The following is a 19,448-nucleotide window of genomic DNA, read 5'->3' as shown; positions in this document are numbered from 1 at the left end:
GCTGGGTCAGTTGCCGCCGGTCTTGCCGCGCGAGATGTCCATCACCATGCGCGTGGCGAGATACAGGCGCGGCTCGATGGAATCGACCAGCACGTATTCCGCATCGGCCGAGTGCGCACCGAAGCCCTGCAGGCCGAAGCGCTCGATGACGGGCGCCTTGGTCTTGAGCGAGGCGAAGGCGGCATCGGTGCCACCGCCGGCGGCCTTGTCGTCGGCGCCCAGCGGCCGGCCGAGTTCGCCCGTATAGATCTGCTGCGCATGCTTGGCGAGCGCGCGCGAGGCGTCGGTGGCTTCGAGCGGCGGGCGGCGGCGCTCGAACTTCAGGTCGACCTTGGCCTCGGGAATCAGCTGCTTCTTCACGCGCTCGTTGACCTGCTGCTCGATGCGGTCGTAGTCGGCCACCTTGAGCACGCGCACGTCGGCGCCTGCGGTGGCGGCGGCCGGGATCACGTTGCGGTTGCTGCCCGATTTCGAGATGGTCCAGTTCATCTTGAGGCCCGTGGCCGGGTCGGACAGGTCGCGCATCTGCAGGATCTGGTGCGACAGCTCGTAGAGCGCGTTCACGCCCAGCTCGGGCGCCGAACCCGCATGCGAGGCCTTGCCGGTGACGTTCAGCGTGACCGATGCGATGCCCGCCGTGGCCAGCGAGAGCTTGTCGTCCTTGACGGAGGCGCCCTCGAACGACAGCACCGCATCGTGCTCGCCGCCCAGCCGCGTGAGAAGCGCGCGCGAGCCGGGCGAGCTGATCTCTTCGTCGCCGTTGATCAGCACGGTGAGCGTGCCGTACTCCTTGAACTTCAGCGCCTGCAGCATCGCGACCGTGTGCGTGATCACCGCGACGCCCTGCTTGTCGTCGGAGATGCCGAGGCCGTAGGCCTTGTCGCCCTCGACGCGGAACGGCTGCTTGTTGAGCATGCCCACGGTGTAGACCGTGTCCATGTGCGCGATGAGCATGATCTTTTTCTTGCCCGAGCCCTTGAAGGTGGCGCGCACGACACGGCCGATCTTCTCGGGCGTGTCTTCCATGCGGTAGGCCTCGGCGCTCGGGTCGATCAGCTCGACCTCGCCGCCCAGCGCCTTGAACTTCGCGGCGATGAGGTCGGAGATCTTCTCGAGGCCGTCGAGGTCGCGGCTGCCCGATTCGATGGAGACCAGTTCCTTCAGCGTGTCGAGCAGCGCGGGCTTTTCCTTGGCAGCAAGCGCGGCGATGCGGGCGTCGGGTGCGGCCAGCGCGGTCCCGAGCCAGGCGGCGCAGACAACGCCCAGCAGGAATTTTCGGTGTGGGAATTTCATTCGATGACTCAATGGATCAATGGGCTTTGTCCCAGTTGGGACCGATGCCGATCTCGGCCAGCAGCGGCACCTTGAGCGCCGCGACGCCGGCCATCAGGCGCGGGATTTCAGTGCGCACCCATTCGATCTCGGCTTCGGGCACTTCGAACACCAGTTCGTCGTGCACCTGCATGATCATCTTGGTGGCGCGCTTCTCTTCATCAAGCACGTTCTGTACCTTGATCATGCTGAGCTTGATCAGGTCGGCTGCGGTGCCCTGCATCGGCGCATTGATGGCGGCGCGCTCGGCACCGCCGCGGCGCGGGCCGTTGGGCGAGTTGATCTCGGGCAGGTAGAGGCGCCGGCCGAACACGGTCTCGACATAGCCCTGCTCCTTGGCGAGCGCCTTGGTTTCGTCCATGTACGCCTTCACGCCCGGGTAGCGCGCGAAGTAGCGCTCGATGTAGGAGGCCGCGGCCTTGGTCTCGATGCCGAGGTTGCGCGCGAGGCCGAAGCTGCTCATGCCGTAGATCAGCCCGAAGTTGATGACCTTGGCATAGCGACGCTGCTCGCTCGACACCTGGTCGGGCGTGGAGCCGAACACTTCCGCAGCGGTCGCGCGGTGCACGTCGATGCCTTCGGTGAAGGCGCGCAGCAGCGATTCGTCGCCGCTGATGTGGGCCATGATGCGCAGCTCGATCTGCGAGTAGTCGGCGCTGGCGATCACGCTGCCCGCGGGTGCCACGAAGGCCTCGCGCACGCGGCGGCCTTCGGGCGTGCGGATCGGGATGTTCTGCAGGTTCGGGTCGTTGCTGCTGAGGCGGCCCGTCACCGCCACCGCCTGTGCATAGTGCGTGTGGACGCGGCCGGTGCGCGGGTTGGCGAGCTGGCCCAGCTTGTCGGTGTAGGTGCCCTTGAGTTTCGAGAGGCCGCGGTGCTCGAGGATCTTGGCGGGCAGCGGGTAGTCCTCGGCCAGTTTCTCGAGCACTTCCTCGTCCGTGCTGGGCGCGCCGCTCGGCGTCTTCTTGACCACCGGCAGGCCCAGCTTGGTGAAGAAGATCTCGCCGATCTGCTTGGGCGAACCCAGGTTGAACGGCTGGCCCGCGATCTCGTAGGCCTCCTGCTCGAGCGCCATGATGCGCGTGCCGAGTTCGTGGCTTTGCGCGGCGAGCGTGGCGCTGTCGATCAGCACGCCGTTGCGCTCGACACGGTAGAGCGCCTCGCTCGAATCCATTTCGAGCTGGTAGACGAAGCGCAGCTTCTCGTTGGCTTCGAGCTGGGGCCACAGCGTGCGGTGCACGTCGAGCGTCTGGTCGCTGTCCTCGCAGGAGTATTCGGCGGCCTTGGCAATGTCGACCTGGCTGAACGGGATCTGGTGCGCGCCCTTGCCGCAGAGGTCTTCATAGGAGATGCCGCTGCGGCCCAGATGGCGCTCGGCCAGGCTGGAGAGGCCGTGCGGCCTGTGCACTTCGAGCACATAGCTCTGCAGCATGGTGTCGTGCGCATAGCCCTGCACCTCGATGCCGTGGTTGGCAAACACATGGCGGTCGTACTTGATGTGCTGGCCGAGCTTTTTCTTCGCACCGTTCTCGAGCCAGGGCTTGAGCTTCGCAAGCACTTCGTCGATGGGCAACTGCGCCGGCGCATCGGGGTAGTTGTGCGTGAGCGGGATGTAGGCCGCCTCGCCGGGCTCGACACTGAAGCTCACGCCGACGATCTGCGCGACCATTTCATCGAGAGACGTGGTTTCGGTGTCGATGGCTGCGAGCTCGGAAGCTTCGAGCCTGGCGAGCCAGGTGTCGAACTGCTCCCAGCTCGTGATCGTGTCGTACTTGAGGTTGCTCGCGGGGGCCGCGGCTTCGAGCGCGCTCAGGTCGGAGGGTTCGTCGAACAGGCCGCCCTGGTCGGTGTTGGCCTTGGCGGCCTTCTTCTTGATGTTTTCCTCGATCAGCTCGGGCGGAACCGCTTGCGCTTCGAGCGACTTGACGAGACTCTTGAAACCGAACGTCTCGTAGAAGGGTTTGAGCGCCTCGGTCTGCGGCGCGCCGACCGGCAGGCCATCGAGCGAAGGCAGGCCGGCGACGTGGCCGTCGAGATCGCAATCGGTGCGGATGGTGACGAGGCGCCTGCTCAAGGGCAGCTTGTCGAGCGCCTTGCGCAGGTTCTCGCCGGCAGCGCCCTTCACTTCGGCGGCGCGTTCGACCAGCGCATCGAGCGAGCCGTATTCGAGCAGCCACTTGGCTGCCGTCTTCGGTCCGACCTTCTCGACGCCGGGCACGTTGTCGACCGTATCGCCCACCAGCGTCTGGTAATCGACCATCAGGTTGGGCGGCACGCCGAACTCGGCCGTCACGCCAGCGATGTCGCGCTTCTTGCCGTTCATCGTGTCGATGATGGTGATGTGCTCGTCCACCAGCTGGCTCAGGTCTTTGTCGCCGCTGGACACGATCACCTCGATGCCCTGCGCGGCGGCGACCTTGGCGAGCGTGCCGATCACGTCGTCGGCCTCCACGTCGGGCACGCTGAGCACCGGCCAGCCCAGGAGGCGGACCACCTCGTGGATGGGGTCGATCTGGCTGCGCAGGTCGTCGGGCATCGGCGAGCGGTTGGCCTTGTATTCTGGGTACCAGTCGTCGCGGAAGGTCTTGCCGGGCGCGTCGAAGATGCAGGCTGCGTAGTCGGCGCGCACCTCGCGGCGCAACGCCGTCATCATGTTGATCATTCCGCGGATGGCGCCGGTCGCCGGGCTCTTCGGGTCGCCGGGCACGGCGCGCAGGTCGGGCATCGCATGGAAGGCTCGGTAAAGGTAGCTCGAGCCATCGACGAGCAGCAGCGTTTTCTTGTCGGTCATCGGGCCATTTTGCCGTGCCCGGACCGGCGTGCAGAACGACGGCGGCGTGCGCTGCCCGCCGACACCCCGAAACCGGGGGCACGCCTACAATCCATGCATGCCTAGCTCCACACTCCTGGTCGCCCGCCGCATCCTGCTGGCGCTGGCTTTTGCCGCCCCCTTTGCCGCCGCGCAGGCGCAATCCGCGCCTGCCGCCACCCCGGCTCCGGCGCAACCGCTACAAAATCAGGAGCAGGCCGACGGCCGGCGCAACCAGAAGGTCGAGCACATCCACACGGAAGACAGCGGCGCCTCGGTCGACGAAGTCCGCTATGGCGGCCGTACGCAGAGCATCAACGTCAAGCCGAAGTCCAACATGCCGGGCTATGAGGTCCTGCCCAACGACGCCGGCACCGCACGTCCGGGTTCGAATGAAACGAACTCCACCGGCAACGGCGCGCGCGTCTGGAACGTGATGAAGTTCTGACCGTGCGATTCCAAGCAGTTTCCGCAGCACGGCGCTGAGCACCGCCATGGCAGTTTTTACCGAAGTCGAATTCGGCGAGGCAGACGCGCTCGTCCAGCGCCTGGGCATGGGCGCGTTGCGCGACCTGCGCGGCATCGAGGGCGGCATCGAGAACACCAACTACTTCGCGACCACCGAGTCCGGCGAGTTCGTGTTGACGCTGTTCGAACGCCTGAGCGCCGAGCAGTTGCCTTACTACCTTTGTCTGATGAAGCACCTGGCGGCCCGCGGCCTCCCGGTGCCGGAGCCGGTGGCCGATCCGGCGGTGGCGCCGCCGAAGGGCCACGCGCTGACGATTCCCGCGCAGGCGCCCTGCGAGCTGCTGCACATCGTGGCGGGCAAGCCGGCCGCGCTGGTGCAGCGGCTTTCGGGCCACAGCGAGCTCGCCCCCGGCACGGCCCACTGCGCCGAACTGGGCGCGATGCTGGCACGCATGCACATCGCCGCGCGCGACTTCCCTCGCATCCAGCCGAACCTGCGCGGCCTCGCGTGGTGGAACGAGACCACCCCGGTGGTGCTGCCCTACCTCGAGGAACCGCAGGCCGCGCTGCTGCGCGCCGAGCTCGCCTACCAGAACCACATCGCCGAATCGTCGGCCTACGCGGCGCTGCCGCGCGGACCGGTGCATGCCGACATGTTCCGCGACAACGTGATGTTCGCGACCGGCGACGAGCCTGGCTCGGCGCCGCGTTTGACCGGCGTGTTCGACTTCTATTTCGCCGGCACCGACACCTGGCTGTTCGACCTCTCGGTGTGCCTGAACGACTGGGCCATTGACCTCGCCACCGGCGAACACGATGCAGGGCGTGCCGACGCCCTGCTCGCGGCCTACGAAACCGTGCGCCCGCTGAACGCCGCCGAGCGCGCCCTGCTGCCCGCGATGCTGCGCGCCGCGGCGCTGCGCTTCTGGATCTCCCGGCTGTGGGACTTCCACCTGCCGCGCGAGGCGAGCATGCTCAAGGCCCACGACCCCACGCATTTCGAGCGTGTCCTGCGCGAACGCGCCACCCACCCGCATGTCATGGCCCAGGCACTCGAGCCCTTGGCCGCCTGATCGGAAAAATGAAACTCAACCTCGTGCCGGCGCGAACCGGCGTCGAATGGGTCCGCCTCGGGCTCAGGAACTTCTGGCGACAGCCGCTGGCCTTCATCTCGCTGTTCTTCCTGTTCCTGGCCGTGATTTCGACCGTGTCGCAGCTGCCGCTGATCGGCAACCTCCTTGCGCTCCTGGCGCTGCCGTTCTCGACGCTGGGTTTCATGGTCGCGGCATCGGTGGCCGATGCGGGGGCCGCCAGTGCCGATGATCTCGAGAACCTGGAGGGTGTGAAGAAGCCCACGAGCGCCGTCATGTTCCTGGAGGTGGCGAAAGCCATGCGCAAGGAGTGGCGTTCGCTGATGGTGCTGGGCGTGATCTCGGCGGTGTATTTCTTCCTCACCGTGCTGCTCACCGTCGTGGTCGACGGCGGGCAATTCGCGCGCGGATATCTGCTCAACGAAACCTTGACGGCAGAAATGATGGCGAGCAGCAACTTCCGGGTTGCGAGCCTGCTTCAGATGTGTCTCGCGCTGCCGCTGCTTCTGGCGATGTGGCACGCGCCAGCGCTGGTGCACTGGTACCAGGTGGAGCCGGCGAAGAGCATCTTCTTCAGCCTGGTCGCCATGTTCCGGAATTTCGGCGCCTACGCGCTGTTCGGACTCGCCTGGGCCGGCGTGTTCCTGCTCGCGATCATCGCCGTGTCGCTGATTGCCACGGTCGTCATCGGCGTCGGCTCGCTGGGCTCCGGTGCCGGTGCAATGGCCGTCGGCAATGTGCTGATGATCGGCACGGTGCTGGCACTCGCCGCGATGGCTCAGGCCTCGAACTGGTTCACGTTCCGCGACACCTTCGACCCGAACTGACCCCGGTCAGTCCGCCGCGGCCCTGTCCTTGCGCAGGCTCGCGAAGAGCGACCACGCCATCCCGGCCAGCAGCAGCAAGCTCACACCCAACGCACCCCAGAGCCACCACTTGCGCGACGGATCCTGCCGTGCTGCCTCGGGAATGGGCGCCAGTGCCGCAGCGGCCACGGCGGCTTCGACGGCGGCCACCGGCAAGGTGACCGAGGCTTCATCCGCGATGACCGGCTTGTCCGCCGCGTAACCCGGGATCAGCGTCGACAGACCGAGCGGAGCGCCTGGCGCAGCCTCTTGAACGGTGCCCGTATCGGGCGCCGCATTCCATGCCAGCGAGAACGGCGCCCCGCCCTGCGCGAGAAACACCAGCGTGCGCGGCGTGGCGCCCACCGCGAGGGTCGGCGGCGTCGCGCCGAGCACGCTCACCGGGCCGGAGGTGCGCAGGCGCAGGCGCGAATACGCCACGCCGTCGAGCGCCAGCACCGGCGAGCGCGCCTCGCCGCCCGCCTGCGCAAGGCGATACACCACCGTGTCGAGCAGCGGCGCCTCGCCAGGGCCGACGGAAAGCGGAGCCGGCCGGCGCTGCTGGTGCCGCAAGGCATAGAGGGGATTGCGGGGCACAGGCTGCGGCGGCACGGCAGAGGCAGGCGCGGGGTCGAGCAGGCCCGAAACGCCGACCTGTGCCAGCGTGTTGATGTCGGCGAGGTCGATGCGCAGGCTTTGCACCGGCAGGCCGCGCGGCAGCAGGTAGTCGCAGTAGTCGGCGGCACAGCGCTCGGGTTTCAGCGCGCCGGACCATTCGAGCGGCGCCGCCGGCTCGACCTCCTGGACGCTGTCGATGCTCACCTTGATCAGCGGTACACCGTGCTGCGGATCGCTCCAGCGCAGGCGCAGGAAGCGCGTGCGGAGGTTGCCCAGGTCGACCGCCAGGCGCTCGATGGCCTGGCCGCCATGCGTCAGGCGCACCAACTGTTCTTCGGTGCCTACCGGGCGCCATTTCCGCAGGTCGTCGCTGGCTTCCAGGCGGAAGGCGAACAGGCCGCGCGCATCGGGCGCGACCTCGAAACGGGCCTGCAGCAGGCTGCCCTTGACCTGGCTCACGTCGATGAGCCACTGCGTCGCATCGTTTGCCTTGCGGTTGGCGGCGGCCTTGCCGTCCAGCGCCAGCGAGCCGTCGGGCCGCACCGAGAAGGCGAGCGTCGCGTCACCCGGTGCCGCACCGGGGGCACTGCCGGGCAGCGCGAAGATCGGTACCTCCTGCGAGGCGGTGCGCGGCGTCGCGGCTTCATTGCGCAGCCACGCGTAAGGCACCGGATGCCCGGCGGCATTGCGCACCCGCAGGTCGCGCAGGTCGTCGTAGGCGGCACGGCCGTAAATGGCCAGCGGCAGCGTGAGCCGGTGGTACGGCCCGGCGCCTTGCAGCGCGACGGGCGCGGTGGTGACCGGCTGCGCTTGCACCGCACTCCCCGCCGCCATCGCCGCCATCGTCGCGACGAGGACGACACCCACGCGGAAAGCGTTGATTGCACCCCTGCTCATGCTGCGCCTCCTTCGGCCGGAGCCTTCAGTTCCTTCGGCTCCGCTTCTTCCTTCTTCGGCGGCACCGGCGCAAAGTAGCCCACCAGCAGCAGCAAGGCGCCCACTGCAATGAACGACACGATGCGGAACAGCCCGCCACGGTCCGCCAGCTCGACGAAGAACAGCTTCAGCACCACCACGCCAAGCAGCGCCGCGCCCGCGATCCACAAGGTCCGCACGCGGCGCGCATGGCCGAGCACCATCGCGACCACACCGCAGATGGCCCAGGTGATCGACAGCGCCGCCTGCGTGAGCCACGAGGCATAGAGCGCGTCGAAGCGCCATTCCACGCCCGCGTAGTGGTGACAAGCACGCAGCACCATGCCGGTCAGCAGCGCGAGCCCGGTGAGGCCGATCGCGCCCTTCGCAACCATCGGCTGCACGCGCGCGAACGAGCCCCGCGGCAAGGCGCGCCACCACAGCACCTGCGCGAACAGCACGAGCCACTGCGCGAGTTCGAGCGGATTCAGCAGCGGCACATAAGGCAGCGGCGCCGCATTGCCGGGGCTGACGGCGTTGGTCACCCAGACCCAGGCGAGCAGGTACATCGCCACCGGCGTCGCGGCGAGTTCGAGGTAGGCGCTGCGGTATTCGCTGAGCGGCCAGCGCTGCAGCAGCACGCGCGAACGCAGCGCCCACAACACGAGCGCCGGCACGATGGCCCAGCCCAGCAGTTGCCAGCTCGACCACTCGGCGCCGATGCGGCCGAGCTGCCATTGGCATTCGCGAGCCGCGAGCAGCAGGAAGAGCCAGAAGCCCGCGACATGGAACGAGGTCAGTTCCAAGGCACCGAACCATCGCTTCTGCGCACGGAGCAAACGCAGGTGCCATGCGAGCGCCAGCGGCCAGGCGATCCAGCCGAACGCGCTTGACGGCACGTAGAACGGCGTCGGCCCGCCCGCGATTCCGTAGGCGGCGATCAGGCCGAAGCCAGGCAGCGTGGCCAGCGTCGCCTTGCCGAGCTGCACCCAGTCGCGGCGGTGCGCCACGAGCGTGGCCAGCATCGAGGTCACGAGCACCACCGCCATGACGGCTGCGGGCACGTGGCCCGCCAGGCCGTGGCGATTCAGCACCCCGACGCTTTCGTCCAGCATGCCGAACAGCCACCAGCCCAGGCCCCAGACCACCGGCGCCCACAGCACGGCAGGATTGGCACACCAGGCGTTGACCCAGCGCTTGCGCGCCGTGCCTGCCGGCTCGCCTGCACGCGGACGCGCTTCGTCGCGCAGCCAGTCGCCGGCCAGCAGTGCCGCGAGGCCCAGCACCACGGGCGTCCAGAAGCCCAGATGCGCGAAGGCCGGGCGAACCGCACCGGCATCGAACACCGAGAGCGAGGTGAAGAGCACCGCGGCGACCCCGTGCAACGCACCCGCGAAGGCCGCGAGCGGCATGTGCGCCATGCGCAACCCCACCCACAGCACGACCGTGGCGGTCAGCGGCCACAGCAGTGCCGCCTGCACGAGGCTGATCTGGAACAGCATCGCGAGGTGCAGCAGGCCCGCGCCTGCGATCACGCCCACCACATTGCCGAGCGACCACACGGGCTGCACGCCGCGCGCCAACGCCGCACGGTGAGCCTGCAGCATCGACCAAGCGGCGCTGCCGAGCACGCTGAGAGCGATCAGGCAGGCCGCCGCGGCACCCTGCCAGCCGCTGGCCAGCGCCTGTCCGGCGTCGAGCCCCTCCGCCGTGCGATGCAGCGTGGCGACGAAGCCGGCCACCGCCAGCGCCTGCATGCCGAAGCTCACATACGCCAACGGCTGCAGCGCGAAGCGCACGGCGACGGCGAAAGTGGCCGACGCCAGCATGGCCGTTGCGGCCGCGGCCCATGGCGGCATGAACCATTGCCACAGCAGCAGCGTGAGTGCAGCCATGCCGAGCCACGGCAAGGCGCTGCCGGTCACGGCTTCCAGGCCGTCGCCTTCGTCCAGCTTCGCGCGGCGGTGCATGGTCCACATCGCGAAGGCGCTGACCGCGACCAGCAGCGGGCCGATCACCGAGCCCTGCAGCAGCGGATGCCCCGCCGCTGCATCCAGCTGCGTGGCCTCGAGCAGCTTCCACACCGCACCGGCGAACACCAGGAACGAGAAGGCGCGCGCATACACGCGACCTTGCCGCGCGCCCAGCCAGTACATGCCGGCCGCCTCGACCGCCCAGGCCGCGCCGGTCCACTGCCCTTCGAGGCCGAGCGGAATGGCAAGCGTGCCGAAGATCACGCCGACGATGGCGTAGGCCTCCGCCAGCAGGGCCAGGCCCCTGGGCTGCGTGGCGAACACCAGCCTCCCCATCACGAGGTAGAAGGCCGCGAGCGCCATCGCAGAGAAGGCGGCACCGTACTCCCACGGACGCATCAGCAGGACCTGCATGCCGAACGCGACCATCGGCGTGCCGAACACCAGCGAGCTGTCGACCCGGCCGGCGCGGCGCAGCGTGTCCAGCGCGCGCGTCGCCAGTGGCTGCGCGGGCTGCACCGGCGCATCGAACAGCGTGCGGCGCGCAAAGAACAGGCCGATGGCGGTGAACAGCAGGAAGAACACGATCAGGAAGGGCTGCACGATGCCGTACTGGTCGTCGGTGTAGTACTTGTGCGCCCAGCCCGCCGCCAGCGTGAAGGTGCCCACGAAGCCGATCAGGTTGAGCACCCGCCAAGCCCTGAACCAGGCGATCAGCACGATGCCCACATYGAGCACCAGCAGGTAGGTGAAGAGCGCCACCGGCTGGTTCGAACCGGTGGACGCCAGCACCGGCGCCGCAAAGCCCTCGAGCGCGGCGACGATGGCCAGCAGGGGCGCGTTCTGCAGCATCGCCAGCGCGGCGCTGAGCACCGCCACGCCGAACAGGAAGGCGAAGCCCACGCTGGCCGGCAGCAGGCCGCTGAGCTTCATGGCCGCGAGCGTCGTGAGATAGAAGATGCCGATGCCCGCGCCCTGCAGGATCAGCGCATAGCCCGCGCGCTTGTGGCGCAGCAGCCAGCCCAGCACCAGCAGGCCCGCCCCCACCAGCGCCACCGCGGCATAGCGCAGCTCGATCGGCACGGTCACGCGCTCGGCCGTGTAGCGCAGCAGGAAAGCCAGCCCGAGGAACAGGATCAGCACGCCCAGCTTGACCAGCATGTTGCCGCCGAAGATCAGGTTGGCGATCGGCGCGGGAAGGCGGTCGCGCAGCGGCACCGGCGGTGGAGGTGGCGGCGGAGGTGGGCGACGAACCGGCGGCGGTACGGCGGCCGGTGGCTTGGGTGCCGCGACGGTTTCCGGCGGGCGTGCTGCGGCGGGAGCGGCAGGCGCGGCAGGCGTGGCGGGCGGCTCTGCAGTGGCCTCCTTCGCAACGGCGACCGGCGGCGGGGGAACCTGCATGGTCGCGATGCGGGGACGGGGCATCTCCGCGGCCTGTGCGGCGGCGGGTTGCGCCCGCGGCAGCGAAGGGGCCGCGGCGACGACTTCATCGCCCGCGCCTTGTGCGAGCCGTCGTTCGAGCTGGCTGACCCGCTGCTCGAGTTCCGCCACCCGCTGCTGCAGCTTCAGCAYGCCGCCCGCAGGCGCGGCCGTGCCCGGCGTGCCGGCAGCGCTTCCGGCAGCCGATGCACCTTCAGCCTCGGTCCGCTGCGGCTCGGCCTTCTTCCTGCCGAACATCTGCGGAAAGGCGAAGGCGCCGATGACGGCAAGGACCAGCGCCACCGGCACCGACTCGAACAGCGCCCCGATGAACAGGCCGGCAATGATGCCAATGAACCACATCCCTGACTCCCCATGTTTGGCGAGCCCGGAGTGTACGGCCGAATCTGGCAGAAACCGGCCATGATGCCCGTCCTGCCTGCGCTGTCAGCTATTGTTTTGGTAGCGTCTTCAAACCGGCGTGAGCTTGGCCACCGAGAGCGCCAGCCACTTCACGCCGTGGCGCGTGAACTTGACCTGCGCACGGGCGTCGTCACCGGTGCCTTCGAGCGCCACCACCGTGCCTTCGCCGAACTTGTTGTGGAACACCTGCATGCCGGAACGCAGGCCGTGCGACGGCGCTGTCTTCTGCGGCGGCACCGGCGGGCTGGCGAAGGTGTCCTTGCCACTGCTGCTGCCGTAGTTGTTGCCGCCGCCATAGCTGCCACTGCCGCCGCGCGTGCTCGCATAGCCGCCGCCGTAGCCGAAGGCCGACGGTGTGAAGCCCTGGTTCCTGGGCGTGAGCCACTTGAGCGCGCTCTCCGGCAGTTCCTCGAAGAAGCGGCTCTTGACGTTGTAGCGGGTCTGGCCGTGCAGCATGCGCGTCTGCGAATGGCTGAGGTACAGGCGCTTGCGCGCCCGCGTGATCGCCACGTACATCAGGCGGCGTTCTTCCTCGAGGCTCTCGAAGTCGCTCATCGAGTTCTCGTGCGGGAACAGGCCTTCTTCCATGCCGGTGATGAACACGCAGTCGAACTCGAGGCCCTTGGCGGCGTGCACCGTCATGAGCTGCACAGCGTCCTGGCCGGCCTGCGCCTGGTTGTCGCCCGACTCGAGCGCGGCGTGCGTGAGGAACGCGGCCAGCGGGCTCAGCGTTTCGCCGGTTTCGGCATCGGGCGCAAGTGGTTCGTCGACCACCGGCCGGGTCAGGTCGATGCCCTGGCTCGCGGGCGACTGGCGCAGTTCGTCGACCGGCAATGCCACTGCATCGCGGCCGAAGCCTTCCTGCGTGACGAAGCTCTCGGCCGCATTCACGAGTTCGTCCAGGTTCTCGAGGCGGTCGGCGCCTTCGCGGTCGGCCTTGTAGTGCTCGACGAGACCGCTGTGGTCGAGCACCAGTTCGATGATCTCGCGCAGGCTGACACCCTGGGTCTGCTCGCGCAGCACGTCGATCTTGGCGACGAAGCCGGTGAGGTTCGCCCCCGCCTTGCCGCCGACCACGCTGACCGCGTCGTGCAGCGAACGATTCGCCGCACGCGCCGCATCCTGCAGTGTCTCGAGCGTGCGCGCGCCGATGCCGCGCGGCGGGAAGTTGACAACGCGCAGGAAGCTGGTGTCGTCGTCCTTGTTCTCGAGCAGGCGCAGGTAGGCCAGCGCGTGCTTGATTTCGGCGCGCTCGAAGAAGCGCAGGCCACCGTACACGCGGTACGGCACCGAGGCATTGAAAAGCGCCGTTTCGATCACCCGGCTCTGCGCATTGCTGCGGTAGAGCACCGCCATTTCCTTGCGGTCGAAGCCGTCGCGCACGAGCTGGCGCATTTCTTCGACCATCCACTGCGCCTCGGCGAGGTCGGTGGGCGATTCGTACACCCGCACCGGCTCGCCCGGACCCTGGTCGGTGCGCAGGTTCTTGCCGAGCCGCTTCCTGTTGTGGCTGATGAGCTCGTTGGCCGAATCGAGGATGTTGCTGTAGCTGCGGTAGTTCTGCTCCAGCTTGATCTGGTGCTGCACATCGAACTCGCGCACGAAGTCGGCCATGTTGCCCACGCGCGCGCCGCGGAAGGCATAGATGCTCTGGTCGTCGTCGCCCACCGCGATCACGCTGTTGTTCTGGCCGGGCGTGAACTGGCCCGCGACCGTGTGGCCCGAGAGCATCTTGATCCACGCGTACTGCAGGCGGTTGGTGTCCTGGAACTCGTCGATCAGGATGTGGCGGAAACGGCGCTGGTAGTGCTCGCGCACCGGGTCGTTGTCGCGCAGCAGCTCATAGCTGCGCAGCATGAGCTCGCCGAAGTCGACCACGCCTTCGCGCTGGCATTGCTCTTCGTAGAGCTGGTAGAGCTCGACCTTCTTGCGGTCGTCGTCGCTGCGGACCTCGACGTCGCGCGGGCGCAGGCCGTCTTCCTTCGCGCCCGCAATGAACCATTGGGTCTGCTTGGCCGGAAAGCGCTCGTCGTCGACGTTGAACTGCTTCATCAGGCGCTTGATGGCCGAGAGCTGGTCCTGCGTGTCGAGGATCTGGAAGGTCGAGGGCAGGTTGGCCAGCTTCCAGTGCGCGCGCAGCAGGCGGTTGCACAGGCCGTGGAAGGTGCCGATCCACATGCCGCGCACGTTGACGGGCAGCATCGCCGTCAGCCGCGTCATCATTTCCTTGGCGGCCTTGTTGGTGAAGGTGACGGCCAGGATGCCGCCGGCGGAGACCTGACCCGTCTGGAGCAGCCAGGCGATGCGGGTGGTGAGCACCCGCGTCTTGCCGGAACCGGCGCCCGCGAGGATCAGCGCATTGCCTGCCGGGAGGGTCACTGCGGCGAGCTGCTCCGCGTTCAGGTTGTGGAGCAGCGGCAGGTCCGCAGGGTGGGCGTCAGCCGCAGGATCGTTGAAAAGCATCCTGCGATTGTAGAAACCACGGCGTATGCGGGTTATATGAAGAACCGGAAGACCCGCCTTTGCGAGACCGCGTAAACTCAATCACCGGGCCCAAGTTTCTTGCGCCCGGTTTTTTGTGGGCGTTCCTTTGCGGAATGCACCATGAAAGCCGGCCGGACCAAGCGCTCATTCGTTCCTTTCGACGATTCCTTTCAGGAGCCTGGTCATGCAAATTTTCGATTACGACAACATTCTTCTGCTCCCGCGCAAGTGCCGCGTGGAGAGCCGCTCGGAGTGCGACGCCAGCGTCACGCTCGGCGAGCGCAGCTTCCGCGTGCCGGTGGTGCCGGCCAACATGAAAACGGTGGTCGACGAGTCGATCTGCCTGTGGCTCGCGCAGAACGGCTACTTCTACGTGATGCACCGCTTCGACCTCGACAACGTGAAGTTCGTCAAGGAGATGCAGGGCAAGGGCGTGTTCGCCTCGATCTCGCTGGGCGTGAAGAAGCCCGACTACGACACCGTCGACCAGTTGGTGGCCCTGGGCCTGGTGCCCGAATACATCACGATCGACATCGCGCACGGCCACGCCGACAGCGTGAAGAACATGATCGGCTACCTGAAGGAGAAGCTGCCCAGGTCTTTCGTGATCGCCGGCAACGTCGGCACGCCGGAAGCCGTGATCGACCTCGAAAACTGGGGCGCCGACGCCACCAAGGTCGGCATCGGCCCGGGCAAGGTCTGCATCACCAAGCTCAAGACCGGCTTCGGCACGGGCGGCTGGCAGCTGTCGGCGCTCAAGTGGTGCGCGCGCGTGGCAACCAAGCCGATCATTGCCGACGGCGGCATCCGCGACCATGGCGACATCGCCAAGAGCGTGCGCTTCGGCGCGTCGATGGTGATGATCGGCTCGCTGTTCGCGGGCCACGAAGAGTCGCCGGGCAAGACGGTCGAGGTCGACGGCGTGCTTTTCAAGGAGTACTACGGCTCCGCCAGCGATTTCAACAAGGGCGAGTACAGGCACGTCGAGGGCAAGCGCATCCTCGAGCCCATCAAGGGCAAGCTGGCCGACACGCTGGTCGAGATGGAGCAGGACGTGCAAAGCTCCATCAGCTACGCGGGCGGCCGCACGCTGATGGACATCCGCAAGGTCAACTACGTCACGCTGGGCGGCGACAACGCAGGCGAGCACCTGCTGATGTAAGCCCCGCCCCCGCAGCGGCGCCGGTCAGGCTTCGAGCAGCTGCACGGCGTGCCGGTGCAGCGCGTGGGCCGTGTCGGCCAGCGCATCGACCACGCCGAAGTGGTCGAGTCCCGGGAGCACCTCGCACACCGGCACGGTGTTGCGGCCCCAGGCCTCGCGGATCATCGCGTTGTGGCGGATGAACTCCGCGCTCTCCTCCCCGCCCGCGACCGCGTAGAGCTGGCCGCGCGGCGGTGCAGGCCAGAGCGCCGGGCTGGCACGCCGGGCATCCGCGTCGCTCAGCTTCAGCACGTTCTCCAGGAACGGTGTGCGCTGCAGCGGCCGGAGGTCGTAGAGGCCCGAAACCGAGAGCGCGTTGCGAACGAGCTGCGCGGGCAGATCGGGCGCGACCGATTTCCAGTCGCAGGCCAGCAGCGCCGCGGCCATGTGGCCGCCAGCCGAATGACCGGCGACCGTGATGCGAGAGGGGTCGCCACCATAGGCCGCGATGTGCCGCCACGTCCATTCGAGCGCACGCACCATCTGCAGCAGGATGCCCGGCACGGTGACCGGCTGGTCGACCGTGCCGGGGCACAACGCGTAGTTGGGCACCACCACGCAGATGCCGCGGTCGTTGAACGCCGGCGCAATGAAGGAATGCTGGCTCTTGTCCATGGCGCGCCAATACCCGCCATGAATGAAGACCAGCACGGGCGCATCGGGCACGGGCGCCGGAAAGACGTCGAGTGTCTCGTTGAGGCCCTGTCCATAGGGCTGGTCGAGCCGACTCGGCAATGCGTCGCGCGCGGCTGCGGAATCACGCGCCCATCGCTCGAAATAGGCCGGGTGATCCTTCACCCGCGCCAGGTTGTTGTACATGCCTTCCAGCCAGGCGGGCTCGTGCAAAGCAGCCATGCAATTCTTGTTCGTTGATCGGAAGGCGCGAATCTTGGCATGACACCGTGCGTCGGAACGCATCTTGTGGCTAAAATTCGCTCTGTGTGGGGGGGTAGCTCAGCTGGGAGAGCGCCGCGTTCGCAATGCGGAGGTCGTGAGTTCGATCCTCATCCTCTCCACCACATCCAGGGCCCCTGATTTTTCACGGGCCTTTTTCTTTGCCCGAATCTTGTGGCGCGGCCGCGTTTCCCTCCGGTCGGATTCCCGACGGTAACCCGGCACCATCCCCTCTTCGAGCCGTCTCTTCTTGCACTGCGCCGAGTGACGCATCTGCCTTCCACCTCCCGGTGGATGCGGATACCGTTACGTATCAAATTGCAACAATTGTCACTAAAGCTCAGGAAACGTCAATTTCTATTGCAATTGACATCCAAAGTAGTACTGTGAAAACTTCACATGAGTACTTTTGAGTTAAAAGTGAACAAAAATACCAACCTCAACAGTTTCGGTCCTCGGCCAGGAGAGAGGCTCCCCCGAGGGAGCGGCGTCTCGCCCTGTATGGTCCTCCATTGCTGTACGTCCGACAAGGCGTGAAACGGTTCATGCAAGGGACATCGCTCCATGCCGGCCAGCAGCACCACCCAACCGGATTGCGGCATCGACGCCAGCCTGACGGCGGACGCGCTCATGGTGTCCCGGATGCGGCTGGTGCTGGCGGTGTCCGCGCTGCTCGCGGTCGCGGTTAACGGCGGCGAGGCGGGACAGCCCATCGGCTACGCGGTCTGGGCCGCATTTTCGGGCTACGTCCTTCACAGTCTCCTCGTGTACTTCTGCACCCGGCTGGGCTGGCCGTATTTCCGCGGCCGGACCATCCACTGGTCCGACGTGGCGTGGTTCACGCTGATCATCTTCGTCACGGACGGCGTTCACAGCCTCTACTTCCTCTTCTACTTCTTCGCCATCCTCACGTCCTCGTTCCGCTGGGGCTACGAAGAAGCCGCCCGGGTCACGGTGGCTGCGGTCGCCTCGTTTGCCGTCTGCGGGCTGGGAACGAGCACCGGAAGCGAAGCGCCGCAAGTGCTCATGCGCACCACGTTCCTGCTGGCGCTGGGGCACATGATCGGGCATTGGGGCGGCTCGAAGGTCGAACTGCAGCGGCGTCTCGCACTGCTGAGCCATGTGAGCCGCCTGTCGAACCCCCGCTTCGGCGTGGGCCGCACGATCGCCTGCACGATGGAGAAGACGCTGGCCTTCTTCAAGGCCGATCACTGCATCCTGCTGATGCGGGACGCGGCCACGGGCGACTGGGTCCTGCGCACGCTCCGGAAAAGCGACGTCGAGGAGCAGGTCAACGTCCAGCTGATCGGCCACCTTGCGGAGTCGCCGCTCATGGCCCTCGGCGCCGACCAGATCGTGCTGAGCCATGGCCTGCCCTGGCCCCTGAGCTGGCTGCGCGCGCGCAGCCTGGCCTGCGAGCCCGGCACGCAGCGCTGGCGCGCTCAGGACGAAGACGAATCGCTGCGCAGCACGGCTGTCGCCACGATGCTGGAGGCCCACTCCTTCATCAGCGCGCCGCTGCCGATGCGCCTGGGCGAAGGCCGGGTCTACGTGTCGTCCGACAAAGGGGGGTTCAGCCGGTCCGATGCGCTCTTTCTGGCGTACATCGTGAGCCAGGTCTTCCCTGTCATCGAGACCATCGAAGTGCTCGACCGGATGGCCTCGGAGGCCGCCTCCAAGGAGCGCCTGAAGATCTCGCTGGACCTGCACGACACCGCGATCCAGCCCTACATCGGCCTCAAGATGGGCCTGGGCGCGCTGCGCAAGAAGGCGGCCGCCGACAACCCGCTGGTCGAGGACCTGGACAGGCTGACCCACATGGCCGAGAACGTGATCGCCGACCTGCGCCGCTTCGCCGGCACGGTCAAGCACGGCACCCAGAGCCCCTGCGAGATCATCCTGCCGCATCTGCACCGGCAGGCTGCGCGCATCAAGGGCCTCTATGGCATCGACATCGGCGTCGTGGTCGAACGCGACGTCCACCTCGACGACCGGATGACGGCGGAAGTGCTCCAGCTGGTCGGCGAGGGGTTGAACAACATCTGCAAGCACACCCACGCGCGCCAGGGCAGCATCCGCCTCGCCTGCCGCGACGGGCGGCTGCACCTGCGGATCGAGAACGAAGCCTGCGGCGCGGGCTTCACGAAATTCCGGCCACGCTCGATCACCGAGCGTGCGGCGGCCCTGGGAGGGCATGCACAGGTCGACCAGAGCGCAAACGGCGCCACGGCGGTCCTGGTCGAGATACCCGTCTGAAAAGAACACGGAGGCACAGTCATGCAACCAGCAACAGCCCATCCCATCGGCGTCATGCTCGTGGACGATCACCAGACCATGCTGTGGGGCCTGTCGAGACTGATCGACGGAGAACAGCCCCGCATGAAGCTCGTCGCCACGGCGAGCTGCTGCGAAGAGGCCCTCGAACAAAGCGATCATCTCGCGCCCGACGTGATCGTCCTCGACCTCGATCTGGCCGGGCGGTCTGCCATCGACATCCTTCCCGGGCTCCTGTCGAACGAAGTGTCCCGCGTGCTCGTCCTGACGGCGGAACGCGAGCAGCGAAAGCTGGATCTCGCGGTGCTGCGCGGCGCAAGGGGCGTGATGTGCAAGGACGCCTCGGCGCAGCAGGTGCTCGACGCCATCGAGCGCGTGCACCGGGGCGAGCTGTGCGTCGACGCCGAAGCCATGGGCCGTGTCTTCTCCGAGCTGACATCGTCGAAGAAGCCGCCGAAGGCAGACCCCGAGGCGCTCAAGCTGGCCAGCCTGACCCAGAAGGAGCGGCAGATCATCCGCACCGTCGTGAGAGGCAGCGGCGCATCGAACAAGATGCTCGCTGCGCAGATGTTCGTCACCGAGCACACGTTCCGCAACCACCTCACGTCGATCTACCAGAAGCTCGGCGTGACGAACCGGCTCGAGCTCTACATCTACGCCGTCAAGCACCAGCTCGACACGGCGACCGACTGATCGATCGCC

Annotated in this window: 12 protein-coding genes and 1 tRNA gene; 7 read left to right on the top strand and 6 right to left on the bottom strand. The window is 67.3% G+C overall.

Annotated features, from left to right (window positions below; genetic code table 11):
- Positions 1-6: 6 nt before the first annotated feature.
- Together AC1DXX_RS05265 and polA are read right to left on the bottom strand one after the other, a co-directional pair.
- Entirely contained in the window at positions 7-1,293 is a 1,287-nt protein-coding gene (locus tag AC1DXX_RS05265) for a M20/M25/M40 family metallo-hydrolase (protein WP_478133110.1), read from the bottom strand.
- 16 nt (positions 1,294-1,309) lie between these two features.
- The gene (gene polA, locus AC1DXX_RS05260) at positions 1,310-4,123 is read right to left on the bottom strand and encodes a DNA polymerase I (RefSeq protein WP_478133109.1); all 2,814 of its coding nucleotides are present in this window, start codon (positions 4,121-4,123) and stop codon (positions 1,310-1,312) included.
- Positions 4,124-4,220: 97 nt separating this feature from the next.
- Here polA and AC1DXX_RS05255 point away from each other — a divergent pair, with 97 nt between their 5' ends.
- From AC1DXX_RS05255 to AC1DXX_RS05245, 3 genes are read left to right on the top strand one after another with little or no spacing between them, the layout of a single operon-like run.
- A complete protein-coding gene (locus tag AC1DXX_RS05255; protein ID WP_478133108.1) occupies positions 4,221-4,589 on the top strand; it encodes a hypothetical protein in 369 nt (122 codons plus the stop codon).
- A 46-nt stretch (positions 4,590-4,635) separates the two neighbouring features.
- Positions 4,636-5,682 carry a homoserine kinase gene (locus AC1DXX_RS05250; protein WP_478133107.1) on the top strand — a complete coding sequence of 349 codons (1,047 nt, stop codon included), beginning with the start codon at positions 4,636-4,638 and terminating at the stop codon, positions 5,680-5,682.
- A gap of 8 nt (positions 5,683-5,690) precedes the next feature.
- Positions 5,691-6,527, top strand: coding sequence for a BPSS1780 family membrane protein (locus AC1DXX_RS05245; RefSeq protein WP_478133106.1), 837 nt, complete (start codon positions 5,691-5,693; stop codon positions 6,525-6,527).
- Between the two features lie 6 nt (positions 6,528-6,533).
- On the opposite strand, the gene AC1DXX_RS05240 is transcribed toward AC1DXX_RS05245, so the two are convergent.
- The 3 genes from AC1DXX_RS05240 to AC1DXX_RS05230 all read right to left on the bottom strand — a co-directional run bounded on the left by AC1DXX_RS05240 (position 6,534) and on the right by AC1DXX_RS05230 (position 14,356).
- The gene (locus AC1DXX_RS05240; RefSeq protein WP_478133105.1) at positions 6,534-8,060 is read right to left on the bottom strand and encodes a DUF3999 domain-containing protein; all 1,527 of its coding nucleotides are present in this window, start codon (positions 8,058-8,060) and stop codon (positions 6,534-6,536) included.
- Positions 8,057-11,833 carry a DUF2339 domain-containing protein gene (locus tag AC1DXX_RS05235; RefSeq protein ID WP_478133104.1) on the bottom strand — a complete coding sequence of 1,259 codons (3,777 nt, stop codon included), beginning with the start codon at positions 11,831-11,833 and terminating at the stop codon, positions 8,057-8,059. The genes AC1DXX_RS05240 and AC1DXX_RS05235 overlap by 4 nt, the downstream gene beginning before the upstream one ends.
- Before the next feature lie 108 nt (positions 11,834-11,941).
- A complete protein-coding gene (locus AC1DXX_RS05230) occupies positions 11,942-14,356 on the bottom strand; it encodes a UvrD-helicase domain-containing protein (protein ID WP_478133103.1) in 2,415 nt (804 codons plus the stop codon).
- A gap of 205 nt (positions 14,357-14,561) precedes the next feature.
- On the opposite strand from AC1DXX_RS05230, the gene AC1DXX_RS05225 reads away from it, so the two are divergent.
- Complete coding sequence (locus tag AC1DXX_RS05225) at positions 14,562-15,539, top strand: GMP reductase (protein ID WP_478133102.1); 978 nt, start codon at positions 14,562-14,564, stop codon at positions 15,537-15,539.
- Between the two features lie 24 nt (positions 15,540-15,563).
- Here the strand turns inward: AC1DXX_RS05225 and AC1DXX_RS05220 are convergent, their stop codons facing one another.
- The gene (locus AC1DXX_RS05220) at positions 15,564-16,433 is read right to left on the bottom strand and encodes an alpha/beta hydrolase (RefSeq protein WP_478133101.1); all 870 of its coding nucleotides are present in this window, start codon (positions 16,431-16,433) and stop codon (positions 15,564-15,566) included.
- Between the two features lie 88 nt (positions 16,434-16,521).
- Between AC1DXX_RS05220 and AC1DXX_RS05215 the strand changes: the two genes are divergently transcribed.
- The 3 genes from AC1DXX_RS05215 to AC1DXX_RS05205 all read left to right on the top strand — a co-directional run bounded on the left by AC1DXX_RS05215 (position 16,522) and on the right by AC1DXX_RS05205 (position 19,439).
- Positions 16,522-16,597: transfer RNA gene (locus AC1DXX_RS05215), tRNA-Ala, on the top strand.
- Between the two features lie 439 nt (positions 16,598-17,036).
- Positions 17,037-18,728: a sensor histidine kinase gene (locus tag AC1DXX_RS05210; RefSeq protein ID WP_478133100.1), complete on the top strand. Its 1,692-nt coding sequence runs from the start codon at positions 17,037-17,039 to the stop codon at positions 18,726-18,728.
- A 21-nt stretch (positions 18,729-18,749) separates the two neighbouring features.
- On the top strand, positions 18,750-19,439 hold the full coding sequence (locus AC1DXX_RS05205; protein ID WP_478133099.1) for a LuxR C-terminal-related transcriptional regulator: 690 nt from the start codon (positions 18,750-18,752) through the stop codon (positions 19,437-19,439).
- Positions 19,440-19,448: the final 9 nt, after the last annotated feature.

This window comes from Variovorax sp. P4_B10 (genome assembly GCF_056402375.1).
This window is presented reverse-complemented; position numbering and strand designations above follow the sequence as displayed.